This window comes from Pseudomonadota bacterium, from assembly GCA_039024915.1.
In the GTDB taxonomy this organism is placed as follows: domain Bacteria; phylum Pseudomonadota; class Alphaproteobacteria; order Rhizobiales; family MH13; genus MH13.
Window position 1 is genome coordinate 182698 of record JBCCPK010000006.1, and the last position, 17533, is coordinate 200230.

General features: G+C 58.5%; 14 protein-coding genes. 3 read left to right on the forward strand and 11 right to left on the reverse strand.

Going from position 1 to position 17533, the window contains the following annotated elements:
* Positions 1-80: 80 nt before the first annotated feature.
* Positions 81-371 (reverse strand): FliM/FliN family flagellar motor switch protein, encoded by a 291-nt coding sequence (locus AAF739_13315; GenBank protein ID MEM6383649.1) that lies wholly within the window; start codon positions 369-371, stop codon positions 81-83.
* Positions 372-445: 74 nt separating this feature from the next.
* Between AAF739_13315 and lipB the strand changes: the two genes are divergently transcribed.
* Positions 446-1204 carry a lipoyl(octanoyl) transferase LipB gene (gene lipB / locus AAF739_13320; protein MEM6383650.1) on the forward strand — a complete coding sequence of 253 codons (759 nt, stop codon included), beginning with the start codon at positions 446-448 and terminating at the stop codon, positions 1202-1204.
* Here lipB and AAF739_13325 read toward each other — a convergent pair.
* Positions 1201-3474, reverse strand: coding sequence for a ComEC/Rec2 family competence protein (locus AAF739_13325; protein ID MEM6383651.1), 2274 nt, complete (start codon positions 3472-3474; stop codon positions 1201-1203). The genes lipB and AAF739_13325 overlap by 4 nt on opposite strands.
* Positions 3475-3658: 184 nt before the next feature.
* On the opposite strand from AAF739_13325, the gene gltX reads away from it, so the two are divergent.
* Together gltX and gltA are read left to right on the forward strand one after the other, a co-directional pair.
* Entirely contained in the window at positions 3659-5092 is a 1434-nt protein-coding gene (gene gltX, locus AAF739_13330; GenBank protein ID MEM6383652.1) for a glutamate--tRNA ligase, read from the forward strand.
* Positions 5093-5332: 240 nt separating this feature from the next.
* Entirely contained in the window at positions 5333-6625 is a 1293-nt protein-coding gene (gene gltA, locus AAF739_13335) for a citrate synthase (protein ID MEM6383653.1), read from the forward strand.
* A 60-nt stretch (positions 6626-6685) separates the two neighbouring features.
* On the opposite strand, the gene AAF739_13340 is transcribed toward gltA, so the two are convergent.
* From AAF739_13340 to AAF739_13380, 9 genes are all read right to left on the reverse strand, one after another.
* Positions 6686-7882, reverse strand: coding sequence for a lipid-A-disaccharide synthase (locus AAF739_13340; protein ID MEM6383654.1), 1197 nt, complete (start codon positions 7880-7882; stop codon positions 6686-6688).
* A complete protein-coding gene (lpxI, locus tag AAF739_13345) occupies positions 7879-8796 on the reverse strand; it encodes a UDP-2,3-diacylglucosamine diphosphatase LpxI (GenBank protein MEM6383655.1) in 918 nt (305 codons plus the stop codon). Before lpxI ends, AAF739_13340 begins: the two co-directional genes overlap by 4 nt.
* A gap of 37 nt (positions 8797-8833) precedes the next feature.
* Positions 8834-9640, reverse strand: coding sequence for an acyl-ACP--UDP-N-acetylglucosamine O-acyltransferase (lpxA, locus tag AAF739_13350; GenBank protein ID MEM6383656.1), 807 nt, complete (start codon positions 9638-9640; stop codon positions 8834-8836).
* The gene (fabZ, locus tag AAF739_13355; GenBank protein MEM6383657.1) at positions 9637-10110 is read right to left on the reverse strand and encodes a 3-hydroxyacyl-ACP dehydratase FabZ; all 474 of its coding nucleotides are present in this window, start codon (positions 10108-10110) and stop codon (positions 9637-9639) included. Before fabZ ends, lpxA begins: the two co-directional genes overlap by 4 nt.
* A gap of 140 nt (positions 10111-10250) precedes the next feature.
* The gene (gene lpxD / locus AAF739_13360) at positions 10251-11288 is read right to left on the reverse strand and encodes a UDP-3-O-(3-hydroxymyristoyl)glucosamine N-acyltransferase (GenBank protein ID MEM6383658.1); all 1038 of its coding nucleotides are present in this window, start codon (positions 11286-11288) and stop codon (positions 10251-10253) included.
* A gap of 256 nt (positions 11289-11544) precedes the next feature.
* The gene (gene bamA / locus AAF739_13365; GenBank protein MEM6383659.1) at positions 11545-13941 is read right to left on the reverse strand and encodes an outer membrane protein assembly factor BamA; all 2397 of its coding nucleotides are present in this window, start codon (positions 13939-13941) and stop codon (positions 11545-11547) included.
* A 225-nt stretch (positions 13942-14166) separates the two neighbouring features.
* Positions 14167-15300 (reverse strand): RIP metalloprotease RseP, encoded by a 1134-nt coding sequence (rseP, locus tag AAF739_13370; GenBank protein MEM6383660.1) that lies wholly within the window; start codon positions 15298-15300, stop codon positions 14167-14169.
* A 64-nt stretch (positions 15301-15364) separates the two neighbouring features.
* On the reverse strand, positions 15365-16603 hold the full coding sequence (gene dxr / locus AAF739_13375; protein ID MEM6383661.1) for a 1-deoxy-D-xylulose-5-phosphate reductoisomerase: 1239 nt from the start codon (positions 16601-16603) through the stop codon (positions 15365-15367).
* Complete coding sequence (locus AAF739_13380) at positions 16603-17529, reverse strand: phosphatidate cytidylyltransferase (GenBank protein ID MEM6383662.1); 927 nt, start codon at positions 17527-17529, stop codon at positions 16603-16605. Before AAF739_13380 ends, dxr begins: the two co-directional genes overlap by 1 nt.
* Between the last annotated feature and the right edge of the window lie 4 nt (positions 17530-17533).

Consider the following 17533-nt stretch of genomic DNA (forward strand, 5'->3'; position numbering starts at 1 on the left):
GGCTAAGCCAGCGGCGCACATAACAAAGCGACGCCTGGCGCTCAAGTGCCGCCAATAAAAAACCGGCGATATCAGGTCAGCTAGATTTCTCGCTTGCCCAGCTGCGTGATTGATACCGCAATCGATTCGCCCGATACGACAACCTCGCCTTCAGCAATCTGCGCGCCGTTGGCCAGGACAACGACGTGCTCGTTTTCCAGTGTCTCCAGCTCGATTACCGCCCCGCGCCCCATACGAAGCAGCTGATGCACCGGCATATTTGCCGCACCAAGTTCAACGGCGATATCAACGGAGATACGCTCGACAGGATTGCTCATCAGCGAATTGGTCTCGTACTTGTACCACTTGATGACCGGCCCCAGACCAGTCACATGACATGTCGGCACACTGTGGCAACGCGGTTAACAGCGCCTTAAACGAACCCGTTTGGAGAGCTTGTGGGAGCATGTTGCACACCCCAAAGAGATCCACGATCAAGCAGCCAATCGCTCGGGAAGCGCTGGGCGCGCGCCGCAGTGAACTCCGCCTTGCCGATCGCTCAATTGAGTGGCGGGTGAGCGACGACGCCGTGCCCTATGAGACGGCGTTAGCTGAGATGGATGCACGCGTTGCGGCGATCGCTGCTGGTGAAGCGCGAGAATTGATCTGGCTGCTGGAACATCCGCCGCTATACACGGGAGGTACCAGCGCGCAGCCCGAAGATCTTGTGGATCCGGACCGCTTTCCCGTCTTCAAAACGGGGCGCGGCGGCCAGTACACCTATCACGGACCCGGGCAGAGGGTCGCGTATATCATGGTCAACCTGACCCAACGCGGTGGGGATGTCCGGGCTTTTGTTGCAGCGCTGGAAGACTGGATCATCGCAACACTTGAACGGTTTAACGTTCGGGGGGAGCGTCGTGAGGACCGGGTCGGCGTATGGGTTCAAAGGCCTGAAAAGGGCAAAGCCGCCAAAGGTGGGGTGAGCGAAGACAAAATAGCAGCGCTGGGGATACGGGTGCGTAAGGGTGTTTCATTCCACGGAATCGCGATCAACGTGGAACCCGAGCTCGAGCACTTCAGCGGGATCGTACCGTGCGGCGTGGCCGATCACGGTGTGACAAGCCTTGTGGATTTGGGCCTTCCGGTGACGCTTCACGAGGTCGATATCGCGCTGCGGACCGAAGCCGAGCGACTGTTCGGCCCCATCGTGTCTGGCGGCTAGTCCCGCTGAGGTGACGAAGCGATTTCTTGCCAAGGCCTATGGCGTTGCTGGAAGCTCTGCCAGACGCGCCAAAGCGCATCGGGGTCGGCCTGACGGACCAGAGCAACGGCACCGTGCTGCTCTAGCGTTGCCGCACTGACAACTAGCGGCGCGACACAGCCGCCTGTGTCACGCAGTGTCGTAATCATGACGTCCACCACGCGACAGTCTTCCTGAAGCGCCGCTGCGGTCTTCGCATACCCTATCAGTCCACCGCTGGGCAGGTCCGCAACGCAGCCCAAATCATCGCACGACCACAAACTGCCACCCGCGCCAACGCCGGCTGGCGGCGCGGCGAGCCGTTCCTGCCACCGTTCAAACGCAAATCGCTGCCCCCGGCCTGGCGTTCGATCTATAACAGTCCCTTGATCCAGATGGCGAACAAGCGCCACCATTGAACCGGTCCGGTCAATCAACACGTCCGGGGTCGGAAGAAAAATACCGGTAAGCGGCAACGTGACGGCTAAAGGCACCACCGCCACCCACCGATGGCTTCCGGCAAGCAGCGCGGCGCAGAGCCCTGATACCGCCAGCGCAATAACTGCGCCACTGTGGAGCGCGGGAACCGCAAGGCGCGCGCTCGGCCATTGGGCAATTTCATGTGCGATAGCGAGAATACCATTGATCCCGTTTGCCATAAGCCAAAGTGGCACAGCTTCCAGAGCGAAAGGCGTCGCCAGCAGTGTCAGCAGCCCAGCCGGCATGACGATGAGCGAAACGATCGGCATAGCGAGAAGATTGCCCACCAGGCTATGTGGGGCTGCGGCGGAAAAGTGGAACGCCGCAAACGGAGCTGTTGCCAGTCCCGCGATAAGAGACGTCAGGGCTATGCCAAGCAAAGCGCGAAAAGGCGTCATGGTCCAACGCGCGGCGGGCGCAAGGCTGTTTGACGCTGAGCGCATACGCCAGACGAACGGCGACCTGCTCAGACCGGCATAGCCCGCCACCAATGCCGTGGTTGCCGCAAAGGACATCTGAAAGCTCGGCCCCAGAATGCTGTGGGGCTTTATGACCATGACGCAGATCGCCGCCAACGCCACCGCTCGAATGGTCAGCGCGCGCCGGCCAAGCATCAACGCAGTCAACGCCAAAGCTATCATCACGAACGCGCGCTGCGTCGCCGTTCCGGCGCCCGACAGCACCAGATAACCAGCCGCCAAAGCGAGTGCAGCGATCGCCGATAGCCGCACTGCATTCTGGGAGGTCGATAGGTTTGGGCTGAAGGCGAGAACGATCTGGACCAGCATGATGGCCGAGAAGGTCATAAGCGCCATGTGCATGCCGGAGATCGCGAGCAGGTGCGCCAAACCCGCCCGCCGCAGCGCCTCATAAGTGTCTTCCGGCAAACCCTCGCGTTTGCCGACCAGCAGAGTTGCGACCAGGATTCCGGCGTCACCTGAGACCTGCTGCGTGTAGCGTTCCGCCAGCCCAGAGCGCAGGCGCTGAACCTGTGCTCTCAAGGTGAGCCGCGGATCGCTGCCGCTCGCTGCCTCGAGAACTTCGGGACGGCCGTAGGTAAAGCCCGTTGCCCCAATCCCCCGCAGAAAGAGTTCGCGCCGGAGGTTACGAGCACCAGGCATCACAGGTTCCGGTGGGGGTCCCAGTTGCACCAACGCGCTGATGGTCTGTCCAGCCTGAATGTCACCTGGTTCGGCCAGGGCGGTGATGCGTATCCGCCTCGGTGTCTGTTCGGGTGTTCGGTCCTCAAGCGTGAGATCGCGCAGAACAAGCCGCGCGCGATTGGGCTGGCGCTGCTCGACACTCTCAACACGCCCTTCCACGCGCATGACGTCTTCTTCAAGGATCTGCGGCGCATCCGCCAGCCAGGTATGCAGGCCGGCCAGGGCAACACCGGCAACAACCATCGCGGCGGCCAAGGCAGCGGTGAAAGCGGCTCCATTTCTGAGCCGCCACGCCGCAACGGCTAGCGCAAGGGCGACGCCGATTGTCGCCCACAGCTTCGGCTCATAAGCCAGCGCATAATAGACGCTAATCCCCGTTCCGAGCGCCACCGCCAACCAGCCAATCCCGTTTCCGCGCGATAGGCTTGCATCAACCGCCGCCAACACCCCTTCGAAGCATTTCTGCGCGAACGTTTGGCGAGGCCAAGGGCTGGCATAGTCTTCATCAAAGACGAGATCTGCGACCGGCCTTTCGCTTGAAGGCGGTCTGACAGATGCATCCGAAGAAGCGTCGGACATCTGACGTGCGCGGGTCTGGTTTGCTGCCATGCTCCTCGCCGATTACGTCGACCCACCTCAGCCATCGCCGACCGACAACACTTGATCGACAGCAGCCCCGTGTTACAGGCAGCGCATCAAGACGCGGACAAGCCGGTTGCCGCATTGCCAAGCCGGTCGACCACAGCGCTGCGTCAACTTACCTTTACTTTTGCACAGGCTCGGCACTTTCCCAATGGCTTCATCTGCACCTTCGTCCGTTGTGACGCGCTTTGCGCCCTCGCCTACCGGTTTTCTTCACATTGGAGGCGCCAGGACGGCCCTGTTCAACTGGCTTTACGCAAAGTCGACCGGTGGCGTGATGAGGCTGCGCATTGAGGATACCGATCGTGCGCGCAGCACACCGGAAGCCATCGAAGCCATCCGGGACAGCCTTGATTGGCTCGGCCTTCATCATGACGGAGAGGTCGTTTTTCAGTCTCAGCAGCAAGACAGGCATGCCAGCGTTGCGCAGGAACTGCTGGCCGCAGGAAAAGCCTACAAGTGCTTTGCGAGCGCGGAAGAGCTTACGGCGATGCGGGAATTGGCCCGCGCTGAGGGCCGGCCTCCACGTTACGACGGGCGGTGGCGCGATCGCGATCCCGGCGACGCTCCGGAGGGGACGCCTTTCGCCGTCAGGATCAAGGCTCCACAAGATGGCGAGACCGCAATCGATGATCAGGTTCAAGGCCTCGTTCGAACACCCAATAAGGATCTCGATGATTTTATCATCCTGCGCTCGGACGGAACCCCCACTTACATGCTGGCAGTGGTTGTCGATGACCACGATATGGGGGTCACCCACGTGATCCGCGGAGACGACCACCTCACCAATGCCGCCCGCCAATCGATCATCTACGATGCAATGGGGTGGGAGCGTCCGGTTTTCGCCCATATACCGCTCATTCACGGCCCGGACGGCGCGAAACTCTCCAAACGCCATGGGGCAGTCGGCGCAGAAGCGTATCGCGCCGATGGCTATTTGCCGCACACCCTCCGGAATTACCTCGCTCGGCTTGGCTGGGCCCATGGCGACGACGAAATTTTCTCCGATGAACAGGCCATCAGCTGGTTTGGCTTCGATGGAATGGGAAAGTCGGCGGCGCGCTTTGATGTGCAAAAGCTCACGGCACTCAACGCCCATTATATGCGGTCCCTGGAAGCTGAGAGCCTCAAGGTCGAACTGCATCGCAGTTTATCGCATTTACCTAACCGGGCGCGCATGCCCTGGCCCATGACAGAGCAAAATGCAGAGCGATTGGACCTAGCGTTCGATGGTTTGCGCGAACGCGCACGTACGTTGATCGAACTTGTCGACAGCGCTGCTTTCCTGTTTGCCACCAGACCGTTGCCGATGGACGAAAAGGCCGCAGGGCTCCTGACAGAAGGAGCGCGCACTGGACTGAAAGGCTTGCATGCAACTTTGAGTGCGCTCGAAACCTGGGATCGGGAAACCCTCGAAACTGCTTTGAAGGCGTATGCCGAGAAGGCAGGCGTTAAGCTCGGTGCAATTGCACAACCACTTCGCGCTGCGCTCACAGGCAGCAAGACAAGTCCCGGCATCTACGATGTTCTCGTGGCGCTGGACCGCGGGGAAAGTCTGGCGAGGATCGCCGATCAGTTGATCTAGCCGAATAACTGACAAACCTCTGAATTTATACGAGTTTTCACCGATAGTACTGGTGCGTATCGCATCTCGTCTCAACCCTTTGGCGGCTTGTGGCGCCAGCGCCCATGCGCTACCTCCTGTCGGGAATGGACCGTTATTGTGCGGCGCAAAAGGCACGGCAGAAATCGTTGTCGATGAGCCGGACAAAGGGCGCCATAGGGGGCGCCGGTCGGTCCTCAACATCAGCAAGGGGGACCCACCATGTCCGATAAGGCGGCTAGCCTAAGCGTGGAAGGCAAGAACATCGATTTTCCGGTACGCGCGGGGACGATCGGCCCCGACGTGATCGACATCTCGAAGCTCTACGCCAATACCGGCGCGTTTACCTATGATCCGGGCTTCACATCGACTGGTTCGTGCGAATCTCAGATCACCTACATCGATGGAGATAAGGGTGTTCTGCTGCATCGCGGCTATCCCATCGATCAGTTGGCCGAACATGGCGACTTCCTCGAAACCTGTTATCTGCTGCTCTACGGCGAGTTGCCGACGCCGGCGCAGAAGGCAGACTTCGACAGCCGTGTGACCCATCACACGATGATCCATGAACAGATGTCGCGGTTTTTTACCGGCTTCCGGCGCGACGCCCACCCGATGGCCATCATGTGCGGCGTCGTGGGCGCGTTATCGGCGTTTTATCACGATTCAACCGACATCTCAGACCCGCACCAGCGGATGGTTGCCTCCTTGCGGATGATTGCAAAGATGCCAACCATCGCAGCAATGGCCCTGAAATATTCGATTGGTCAGCCGTTCATCTATCCGCGCAACGACCTCGATTACGCGGCAAACTTCCTGCACATGTGCTTTGCGGTGCCGTGCGAGGAGTACAAGGTCAATCCTGTGCTCGCCCGTGCGATGGAACGTATTTTCATCCTGCACGCCGACCATGAGCAAAACGCGTCGACCTCGACAGTCAGGCTGGCCGGCTCGTCGGGTGCGAACCCCTTTGCCTGTATCGCAGCGGGTATTGCCTGCCTTTGGGGACCGGCGCACGGCGGAGCCAACGAAGCGGCGCTCAATATGCTGGCGGAGATCGGCTCGGTAGAGAACATCTCAACATATGTTGCCCGCGCAAAGGACAAGGACGATCCGTTCCGGCTCATGGGCTTTGGCCATCGGGTCTACAAGAACTATGACCCGCGCGCCAAGATCATGCAGAAAACCTGCCACGAGGTGCTTGGCGAGCTTGGCATTACCGATGACCCCTTGCTGGAAGTGGCAATGGAGCTCGAGCAGATCGCGCTGACCGACGAATATTTCATCGACAAGAAGCTGTACCCGAACATCGACTTCTATTCGGGTATCACGCTCAAGGCACTGGGGTTCAACACCAACATGTTCACCGTGCTGTTCGCGCTCGCACGCACAGTCGGCTGGATCGCTCAATGGAAAGAAATGGTCGAGGATCCACAGCAGCGCATCGGTCGGCCACGCCAACTTTACACCGGGCAGGTCCAACGCGACTACATTCCGATGTCGCGGCGCAAATAGCGACGACCCATCACTTGCAACGCCAGCGGGCCGGCCCTTCGGGACCGGCCCTTTTAATGGCTACGACAGCCCAAGCTGATTTGCGACAACATCCGCTGCGCGGTCGGCAGGACCAAAGTCGGCATCGCCCTTCGCCTGCATGATCGTCGACAATTCCTCGAACGCGGCCAACTGGGCGAGCCGTTCCGGCGTTTCCACAATCAGCGATGCAAGTCCCCGAGCCAAGATTTCGGGCCTCGCGAACTCCTCGACATACTCACGGATGACTGGCCGTCCGATGATCAAGTTGGGCAAGACAATGGTCCAGACCTTGATCAGGAACCGGAAGCGGCTTGCGAGCCAGTCGAGCCGATAGACCACGATCATCGGAACTTTCTTGAGGGCAAGTTCAAGCGTAACAGTACCCGACGCGGCAAGCGCTGCGTGCCCGCGAGCGAACGCATCTTTCTTGCCTTGGTGGTCGGCAACAACGGTGGTCGGGACCTGCCAGGAGGCTGCGAGGCTTTGAACAAGATGAGCGTGCTTTTCGATGGTTGGCAGAACAATTGGCGGCATTTGGCTGCCCATTTGCTCAACCAAGCCAGACGCCCGCTCAACGGTTTGCCCGAATATCTGCATGTGGCGCGTGATCTCGCCCTTGCGGCTACCGGGAAGGACGAGCAGCACCGGGCTTGCCTGACGCTGCTCCATGTCTTCGGCCGATGCCAATGCCCCCTGTTGGCTCACAAGAGGATGTCCCACATACGTCGCTGGCGGACCGCCCAGTTCGGCATGCGTTTCAACTTCAAACGGCAGCAGAACCAGCAGATGATCGATATAGGCGCGCATCTTGATCGCGCGCGAAGGTCGCCATGCCCAGACCGAAGGGGACACCCAGCCGACAATCGGAATTGACGCGTCGCGCGCCCGCACGCGCTTGGCGACGCGATGGCAGAAGTCCGGGCTATCGATGACCACTACGAGGTCGGGCTTGGCGCTCACAATAGCCTCGACGGTGGTTCGCAGCCGCCGAAGGATCGTCGGCAGGCGGGCAATCACAGGGCCAAGCCCCATAACGGCGATGTCTTCAATGTCGAAGACCGTTTGGACGCCGCGAGCCTGAAGCAAATCGCCCGCGAGCCCCTCAAACGCGATCTCACCACCAAAGCGCGCCCGTAAGCTGTCAACCAGCGAGGCCCCAAGCTGATCACCGGAAGCTTCCCCTATGACAAAGAAGATGCGTTTCGGTTCACCGGTGTTGACCAACGGCTGGCTCATTGCAGCTTGTCGGTACGGCCGGGAGGCACAAAGTCTGCGCGCTGAAGACCGATGAGGCTAACGCCGTGTTCGACACACGCTTCCATCGTCTCGCCCTTAAGGGAAACCAGGACTTTGCCGGCTTCGACGACAATCGCATGTAAGCCAGCCCGCGTAGCGCCAACAACCGTTTTGGGCCCGATCGCAGGCATATCAAGCCGCAAGTCCTGATCGGGTCGCGGACACTTTGCAATGGCTCCGACTTTTCCTTGTATGCTGAAGCGCTTCGCTGAACGCATGTGCGCGGTCCGCTCTAGAAGACCGTCGGTACCTTCTGCGCCCTCCATGGCGATCAACCGACCACCAGCAGCTATTGCGCCCTGCCCCAGATCGATGGCACCTGCCGTCCACGCCGCATGCGCAGCTTTTTCGGCGTCCTCCATCAATGCGGAACTTGGCTTGGGGCCAGCCAAATGTCCGACGCCAGCCACAAGATCGGGTGCGATCTCATGGACGCCAGCGAGAACGACCCCGCGGTCGGAAAACAGCTTCGCCAGTCGGTCGAGAAGCACGGTGTCGCCGCCACCAAATAGGATAGCGGTCAATTTTGGAAGCAGCTGAACAGCGCCCCAATCCAGTTTGACATCACCAAATTCTGGGCGTTTCGTGATACTGCCGACGATGACCAACCGGCTTGCGCCATATGTATCCAGCAACTTGAAGAGTGTGCCGAACTGGCCCCAAGCGACGCGCTCCTTGGTGAAGCTGTCATCGAGCGGATCAAGGTCAGCTTCATCCGCAAGGGCAATCATGAGAACCCGATGGCCAGCAGCTCTGGCAGCATGGGCGGCTTCAACAGGCAATGATCCGCCGCCAGCAAGGATCGCGATCCCCGTGCTTTCGCTGTGATTGGCTCCGGTCTGCTCCACGGTCATGAGGCTGTATTATCAGGCCCATCATGGGACGGCGACATCAGGCCGGCCCGTCAACGCTATCGGGCAAACACAAAGCTCTGTCACTTCGTGACTGAATAAAGTCCAGCACTCTGGTCACACTTGGACTGTCCGGGAACATCTTCGACACATCGTCGAGGCGCTCTGCCAGTGTTCCCTCGTTGGAGAACAAGAGCCTGTACGCTTTTCGTATCGTATGGATCTCGTCACGGTCAAAGCCGCGCCGACGCAGGCCAATAACATTGAGACCGCTGAGCGATCCGCGATTGCCGATCACCATCCCAAATGGAATGACGTCGTTTTCCACGCCCGTCATGCCGCCGATGAAGGCGTGCTCACCAATCCGGACATACTGGTGCAGGCCGGATCCTCCACTGACGATCACATGATCCTCAATCTTGCAGTGCCCCGCAATCATGGCGTTGTTACCCAAGATCACATGGTCACCCACGGTGCAGTCATGCGCAACGTGGGACGAGGCCATCAACAGACAGTGACTGCCGACTTGTGTGTGCATACCACCATGTTCGGTACCTGGTTGAACGGTCACATATTCGCGGATCATCGCATGGGTACCGATCTCGAGCGTGGATGGCTCACCATGGTACTTCAGATCCTGGGGGCGATGGCCGATCGAAGCGAAAGGGAACAGATGGCCGCCCGCGCCGATATTCGTTCGCCCGGCCACCACAACATGGCTCTCAAGCTTGACGTGATCACCAAGTTCAACGTCCGGCCCAACGACACAGAAGGGTCCAATTGAGACCCCTTCGCCAAGACTGGCACCGTCTTCAACGATGGCGGTCGGATGGATGACCGTGCTCATTCGGCGGCGTCCTGATCGACGATCATCGCGCTGATGACGGTCTGCGCGACCTTTGTTCCGTCGACCAATGCCTCCGCCGAGTACTTGGAGATGGCGCCCCTGCGTCGCAACTTGGTTACATGGTATTCTAGCCGATCTCCTGGCACGACTGGCTTGCGGAATTTGGTTTCATCAATTGTCATGAAGTACACCAGCGGGGTCTTTTCCCTCGGTGGCAGCGCCGCGATGCATAGTGCACCGGCGGTTTGCGCAATCCCCTCGACAATCAAGACACCGGGCATGATCGGATTACCGGGAAAGTGCCCCATAAAGTGTGGCTCGTTCACCGTGACGTTTTTGATTCCGATACCGAATTCATCACTGCGGATATCGACAATCCGATCCACCAGCAGGAACGGGTAACGATGTGGCATGCTGGCCAAAATCTGTTGAATATCAAGGGTTTCAAGCTTCGTGATTGGGTCGGTCATTGCAGGCGATGGCCTTCAAATTTATCTGCGGATATCTACATTTTGCTCGGCACGATCGGTTTCACCGGTTTCGTGCCGGCCATCAAAGATCGTGAACGGGTTGAGGGGTGCCTTTTCTATCGCACGTGGCGCGCTCATGTCTAACGTTCTGCGAGACGCTTGATGGCGGCCAACTCGCGGAAAAAGGTGCGCGCAGGCTTGGCTGGCGTTCCAGCCCATCTGGCACCAGGCGGTACGTCGTCTTTGATATTTGACGACCCGGCGATCTGCGCGCCCATTCCAATGCGCAAATGACCGGCAACGCCAACCTGACCGCCAAGCACAACAAAGTCCTCAAGCGTCGTCGACCCCGCTATCCCAACCTGTCCAACAATGACGCAATGCCGTCCGACCTGCACGTTGTGACCGATCTGCACAAGATTATCGATCTTGGTCCCCTCGCCAATCATGGTGTCGCGATTGGTACCCCGGTCGATACACGTGCCCGCACCTATTTCAACATCGTCTTGGACAATGACACGTCCCAATTGCGGGACCTTCAGATGCCCTTGGGGACCCATTGCGAAGCCGAAACCATCTTGACCGAGACAGACGCCCGAATGGACGATGCAACGATCCCCCATAAGCGTGTGCTGAACGCTGGCACGCGGGCCGATGTAGCTGCCCCGGCCAATTTGGCAGTGATGGCCGATGACAGCACCCGCACAGATGATCGCCCCAGCGCCGACTGCTGCACCGCTCCCGATGACAGCGCCGGCCTCAACGGTTGCACCATCCTCGATATCGGCGTCAGGATGAATGGAGGCGTCCGGCGAAATCCCAGCCTCAAGGATAGCGCCACGTAGCGCGGTTCCCGCAGGGAAAAGCAAGGCAGCCGCCTTCGCGAAATCCCGATACGGCTCAGTCGAGATTAAACCGATCGTTTCCTCAGGGAGCGCATCGAGGTAACGCGCGCCCAATATGACGCAACCAGCTTGGCTCGCTTCCAAGTGAGGCACATACTTCTTGTTATCGAGGAATGTGAGTTGACCTTGGCCAGCATCTTCGAGCGGCGCAACACCCGTGAAGGTGGTCGCCTCACAGGTCGAGGCGTTCACCATATCGAGGCCAAGCACCTGCGCCAATTGTGACGCTGTAAAGCTCTGGATTGGAGGGAAAAACGCCGGACTGTCGGACATTGCTGACGAAACCACATACCTTTTGGGGCTCGAGCAGTGATGCCCCGGAAACTCAAATTGAGTCTATAGGCCCGATGCGTAAGCGCGTCACCCGCCTGCGACAGTCTGTACACATCAAGTCATATGACGCATCGTAGCGGTCACCGGAGCCATGTGGCTCCCGTCATACAAGCATGCACTGTCACCAACAGAAACGGGCGCCAAAATGGCGCCCGTTTTGTCATTTCATACGCTTAGATGAGGACAAAAATGCTCCTTAGAAGCGCGTACCGCCACTGAAGCGGAACGCTTGCTCCTCATCGCCCGTGCCATCGCTCAAGATGAACGCGTAGTCAGCACGGAGCGGTCCGAAAGGCGATTGCCAAATGACACTCGCACCCACAGATGAACGGATAGCTTCATCATCAACGACAACAACGAGACCATTCTGCTCCAGAATATCAACGCTGCCGACCGTCCCGAACAACGTGCCGGCGTCCGCGAACACCGCACCCCGCAAACCAAAAGGTTCAGGAATGAGCGGAAAGGGGAAATTCAGCTCGGCCGAAATGCCCGCATAAGTCGTTCCGCCAAGCTGATCCCCGGTCAACTGATCGCGCGGACCAATATTCTCAAACCCGCGTACAAGATTCGGACCCTGATAGAACGCATCCGTCAGGAGGAGGTTGTCGTCGTCCCACGACCATACGTTACCGGCTTGAACACGAACGCTACCCACCAAGTCAAAATCACTCGAAAGCGTGCGGTACGCCCGTGCATCAAGAGTGGTCCGGACGTATTCGGCATCACCGCCCACACCAGCAACCGCCTGCCGCAACACAGCAAAGTATCCGTCACGCGGCACGGTGCGGTTATCAACCGTGTCGTAGGTCAAAGTCCATGCGAGGCTCGAGGTAATCCTGTCATTGTTGTAGGACCTTGCCCGGTCAGCAACCGTTGGTCGACCGAACGGCGCACCCACCAACTGTTCAACCGCAGCAGAAACATTCGCGTTCGTTGCCTCAAGGTCAAACTCTGAGGAATCGAGCGTGTATGCGACACCGAACGTCAGGTTATTGGTAACCGGAGCCACGAGACGCAATGCCCCGCCCGTAGCGACGGTTGTATAAACCGTATCAAGCGCCTCCCCGGACTCTCTGCGATACAGATCAAAACCTGCCGCTAAACGCCGACCGAGGAAGAACGGTTCGGTAAAGGCAAACTCGTAGCTGCGATTATCATCAAGACCACCCCCGATTGCGGCGCGAACAAACTGACCGCGCCCGAGGAAGTTACGCTCCGTGATAGAAATCTCAGCGGTGAAACCTGAAGACGTTGAGTAGCCCGCACCGAAGGAGAAATCCCCAGTCGACCGCTCCACGACCTGGACGTTTAGCACGACCCGATCAGGCGCAGATCCCTGCGCGGTCGTTATGCGGACGCGCTCAAAAAACTGCAGATTGTTGAGCCTGCGCTCCCCTCGGTCAACGAGAACGCGATTGAAGGGATCGCCTTCAGCAAAATCGAATTCACGCCGAATGACATAATCCCGGGTGCGCGTGTTGCCGGTGATGTTAATGCGCTCAACGTAGGTCCGTACGCCCTCGTCAATGAAGTAGGTGACATCGAGCGTACCGTCGGCAACGTTGCGTTCACCGCGCGGCCGAACGGTAGCAAACGCGTAGCCAAATCGAGACACTTCCAAAGTCAGGGCCTCGACCGAGCGCTCCACGGCGCTAGCGTCATAAACCTGTCCGGGCCGCGTCTCTATTACGCGATAAAGGCTCTCAATATCCAACTCGCGAAGCGACGAGTCGATTTCGATGGCGCCGAAATCGTACCGTGGTCCTTCATCTACCGTGAAGGTGATGAAAAAGACATTTTGCTCACGATCCAGCTCGGCAACAGCAGAAACAACGCGAAAATCAGCGTAGCCTTCATCGAGATAGAACCTGCGCAATAGCTCACGATCAGCATCCAACCGGTCAGGATCATAAAAATCCGATGCCGACAGGAACGACAGCAAGGTCCGCTGTTCAGTGGAAATCGTGCTGCGCAGCTTACCGTCGCTGAACGCCTGATTACCAATGAAGGTGATGCGCGACACTGTTGTGCGCTCATCTTCTTCAATCTCGAAAACCAGATCGACGCGGTTGTCCCCAACATCGATCAATTTGGGCTCAACGCGCGCAGCAAAGCGCCCGTTGCGGCGGTAAGATTCGAGAATACGTTGCGTGTCCGATTGGATAGCAGACTCTGAAATGACCCTCCGAGGCTCTAGCTGCACAACAGTGCGCAGCGCACTGTCGTCAATACGCCGGTTGCCCTCGAAAACCACCTGGCGAACGATTGCATTCTCCACGACGGTTACGACGAGGACGTTCCCGGAGCGCTCAAGGCGTATAGAGGAAAACAATCCTGTGGCCGACAAGGACCGGTGTGAATCATTGAGGTCGCCCGCAGTGAACGAACGCCCTGGCGTTACCGTGATGTAGGAGAGGATCGTTGCCTCATCGATACGCTGATTACCAACAACATTGATGCGGGACACCGTAGCTGCCTCTGCGGCTGCCACTTCAATGCTCACCCCGTGGGGCTGTGTCTTGAGGCCTAAAGGTAGCGCCACAAAAGCTAGCGCCAAGCAAACACTCAGACCAAACCGGTTCAACACCATCAGAAACCCTTTGAGCGCTAGCCTCGATGCACAAGCTTCAAGACCATTAAGCGCTACGCCTACGACTCAGCGAGTCGCAATTTTATTACGCATTTGTTCTACCGGTCGCGTTTGCCCAAGCAAGCCGCAGACCAGAAATTCCCACACAAGGCACGGAAAACCCGCGCCTTTCTATCATCTCGTTGCACTGACGCAACGGTCGATTCACCCTTCCACACAGCGGTGTTAACGCATCAGATTGACGATATCGTTCCATGTCGCAAACACCATCAACCCCATCACCATCGCAAGGCCGAAGCGAAAGCCCAACTCTTGACTACGCTCGCTTAACGGTCGGCCTCTCAGCGCCTCAATGGCGTAAAACATTAAATGACCGCCATCGAGCATCGGGATGGGAAACAGATTCACGAGACCAATCGAAACCGAAATGATCGCGGCAAGCTGCAGTAACGGCAAGATACCCAACGTCGCGACGTCGCCAGACAGTTTCGCCACGCGAACGGGCCCTGAAAGCTGGTCGGGCGGTTCCTGCCCAACCAAAATACGACCGATATAGGTCAGCGACTGAGTGATGACGGTTCCCGTTTGCTCCGCTGCGCGAACGGTGGCGCCGATCGGACCATATTCTATGACGCGCGTGTCGGTTTCGCTTGGGGCGTGGACAATGCCGATGACACCAATACGCTGAATATTGCCGAAACCATCGTCCATCTCACGACGCTGCGGCGTGATGATCACGTCAATCAGCTCGTTGTCCCGATCAATTGTGAAATCGAGCGGGCGCTCGGCCGAGAACGTGACGATGCGCTGTATACCGGCGAAGCTCTCAATCGCCTCACCCTCGATCGATACAATGATATCGCCGGGCAGCAGCCCCGCCTCTGCTGCAGCGGAACCGGGCTGGACTTCATCAACGCGCGGCACGGTGACCCGCTCGCCAAGCGTAAAGAAGATCGCACCGAAGATCACAATTGCCAGAATGAAGTTGGCCAATGGCCCTGCCACCACGACGGCGGCCCTCTGCCAAACCGGCTTGAGATGGAACGCTCGTGCTCTGGCGTCGCCGGTCATGGACTTGAGGCTTTGCTGATCCGGCACGCTGGCGACATTCTCATCGCCCTCGAATTTGACGTAACCGCCGAGCGGAATTGCGCAGAATTTCCAACGCGTCCCACACCGGTCGGTCCAACCGAATAATTCCGGCCCAAAACCGACAGAAAAGGCCTTCACGCCAACACCGCACCACCGCGCGACCGCAAAATGCCCCAGCTCGTGAAAAAAGACGACGATCGTCAGCACAAACAGAAAGGGGACCACAATCCCAATGATGAAGGCGCCGCTACCGGCAAGCAATTCCATTCTCAGTCGTCCTGATTTCGCGTCACGCGATGTTTAGATATCGATAAGGTTCGTTAAGCTATGCTTAAGTGTACGACATTGTGCGCGTGCCGGACAAAAGCTTCCCAATCATAGCGTTAGCAAATCCTCTACCGAGCCGGTCTGCGGCTTCCACATCCTCAATCGCTCGCGCCCGCGCGGTCAGCGTCGACGAGCCCTTATGTGCCTCGTCAAACGTCATGGCAACAATGGTGGCAATTTGATGGAAAGCTAGTCTTCCCGCAATGAAAGCCTCCACACAAACTTCGTTAGCGGCGTTATAGACAGCCGGCAGCATGCCGCCCTGCTCGATCGCCTCAAACGCCATGCGCAGCATCGGAAAGCGCTCCAGATCAGGCGGCTCAAAGGTCAGCTTTGCGATGGCAGCCAAATCGAGGCGCTCCACCCGCGGCGCTTCGCACCGGCCGGGCCAGGACAGGGCCGCCGCAATCGGTGTTCTCATGTCTGGCATGCCCAGCTGCGCAAGCACCGAGCCATCGGAGTAATGCACCATACCGTGGACGATGGATTGTGGATGCACGACAACATCAATCTGGCCATGCGGAAGCGCAAACAAATGATGCGCCTCGATCACCTCCAGACCCTTATTGGCAAGGCTGGCCGAATCGATGGTCACCTTCTGACCCATCGTCCAATTGGGATGATTGAGCGCGTCATTGAGGGTTGCCCCTTCGATTTGCGCCTTCGACCACGCTCGAAAAGGCCCTCCTGAAGCTGTCAAAGTAACCTTGTCGATGGCCCCAAAGTTCCTCGCCTCAAAAACCTGAAACAGGGCATTGTGTTCCGAATCGAGCGGCAGGATTGTGACCTCGTTGCGCTCCGCGGCATCCATCATCAGATGACCCGCGCACACAAGGGCCTCCTTATTGGCGAGTGCTAGCGTATTACCAGCTTCGACGGCAGCCATGCTGGGCCGCATGCCAGCTGCGCCAACCATGGCCGAGACGACAATATCCGCCGGCTCCCTCGCCGCAGCAATGATCGCTTCGGGTCCAGCTTGAACGTCGATCCCAGTCCCAGACAACGCGGTTTTCAGGGAGGAGAAAGATGCGTGATCGGCAATGATCGCTCGGCGCGCACCCAGTGATTTTGCACGATACGCAAGCTTATCGACGTTGGAATGTGCCGCGACGGTCTCGATAGAAAAAGAGCGGCGGTTATCCTCGACAATGTCGCAAACGCTGTCGCCGATGGATCCAGTCGCACCGAGCAAACACAGCCGCTTGGCCTGTCCATCTCTTCGGCTGCTTTGGACAGGCGTCATCAAGCGACGCCCCAAGTCAGCAGGCCCTGGGCCACTGTTCCATCACCCTTGCGCGCCAATCCAAGAAGAAAAGCGGCGGTACTTGCGAAAACGAGACCGTCTACCCGATCCATGAAGCCTCCGTGGCCTGGTAAAATGCTGCCGCTGTCCTTCACACCAAACTTCCGCTTGAGACCCGATTCAAACAGATCGCCCGCCTGGGCGACAATGCTAAGCGATGCGGCGAGCAATGCGGCCATCACCAGAGCAATAGTAGTCGTTCTGCCATGGGTGGCCGCTTGAGTGACCAAAGCATCCGCCCAGACGAGGTAACCGACGCACAGGAGGACGGTCGCCGCGACCCCACACAGTGCGCCCGCCCATGTTTTGTTGGGAGAAACCTGGGGCATAAGCTTCGGGCCGCCAATCGCTCGGCCACCGAAATACGCCGCAATATCCGTCGCCCAAACGGCAACAAAGACCAAAAGTAAAGCTGAAAGCCCGCCGCTGTCGTGGCCTCTGAGGCTGACGAGGGAAACGACCAGCCAGACCGCGTAGGCAATCCCAGTGAGTGACCACCGGCGTTTGCTCTCCAACAGTGCGCTCGCCAAAGCCAGGAAAAGCAGCCCGGTTGCAAGGACGACCGCGACTTCGGGTCCGACAAAATGGGCCAGTAGCCCAGCAAGGATCACAAGGGCCGCACCGACAACAATGCGCCTCTGCGATGTCAGGCCCGTCAATCGCTCCCATTCAACCAAAACAAACAGACCCAGCAGTGCCACTGCAAGCACGGCCAACAGCCCGCCAGCCCAGCTAATGACAAGGGCAAGAACGATCAACAGGATTCCTGAGACGACCCGCTTGGCCAGCTCGGTCATCGGGGAAAACTCGGGACGACGCATCCGGCGGCGACCGGAGGTGTTCGGGGTTCGTGGGCTGGCCGTCATGCGA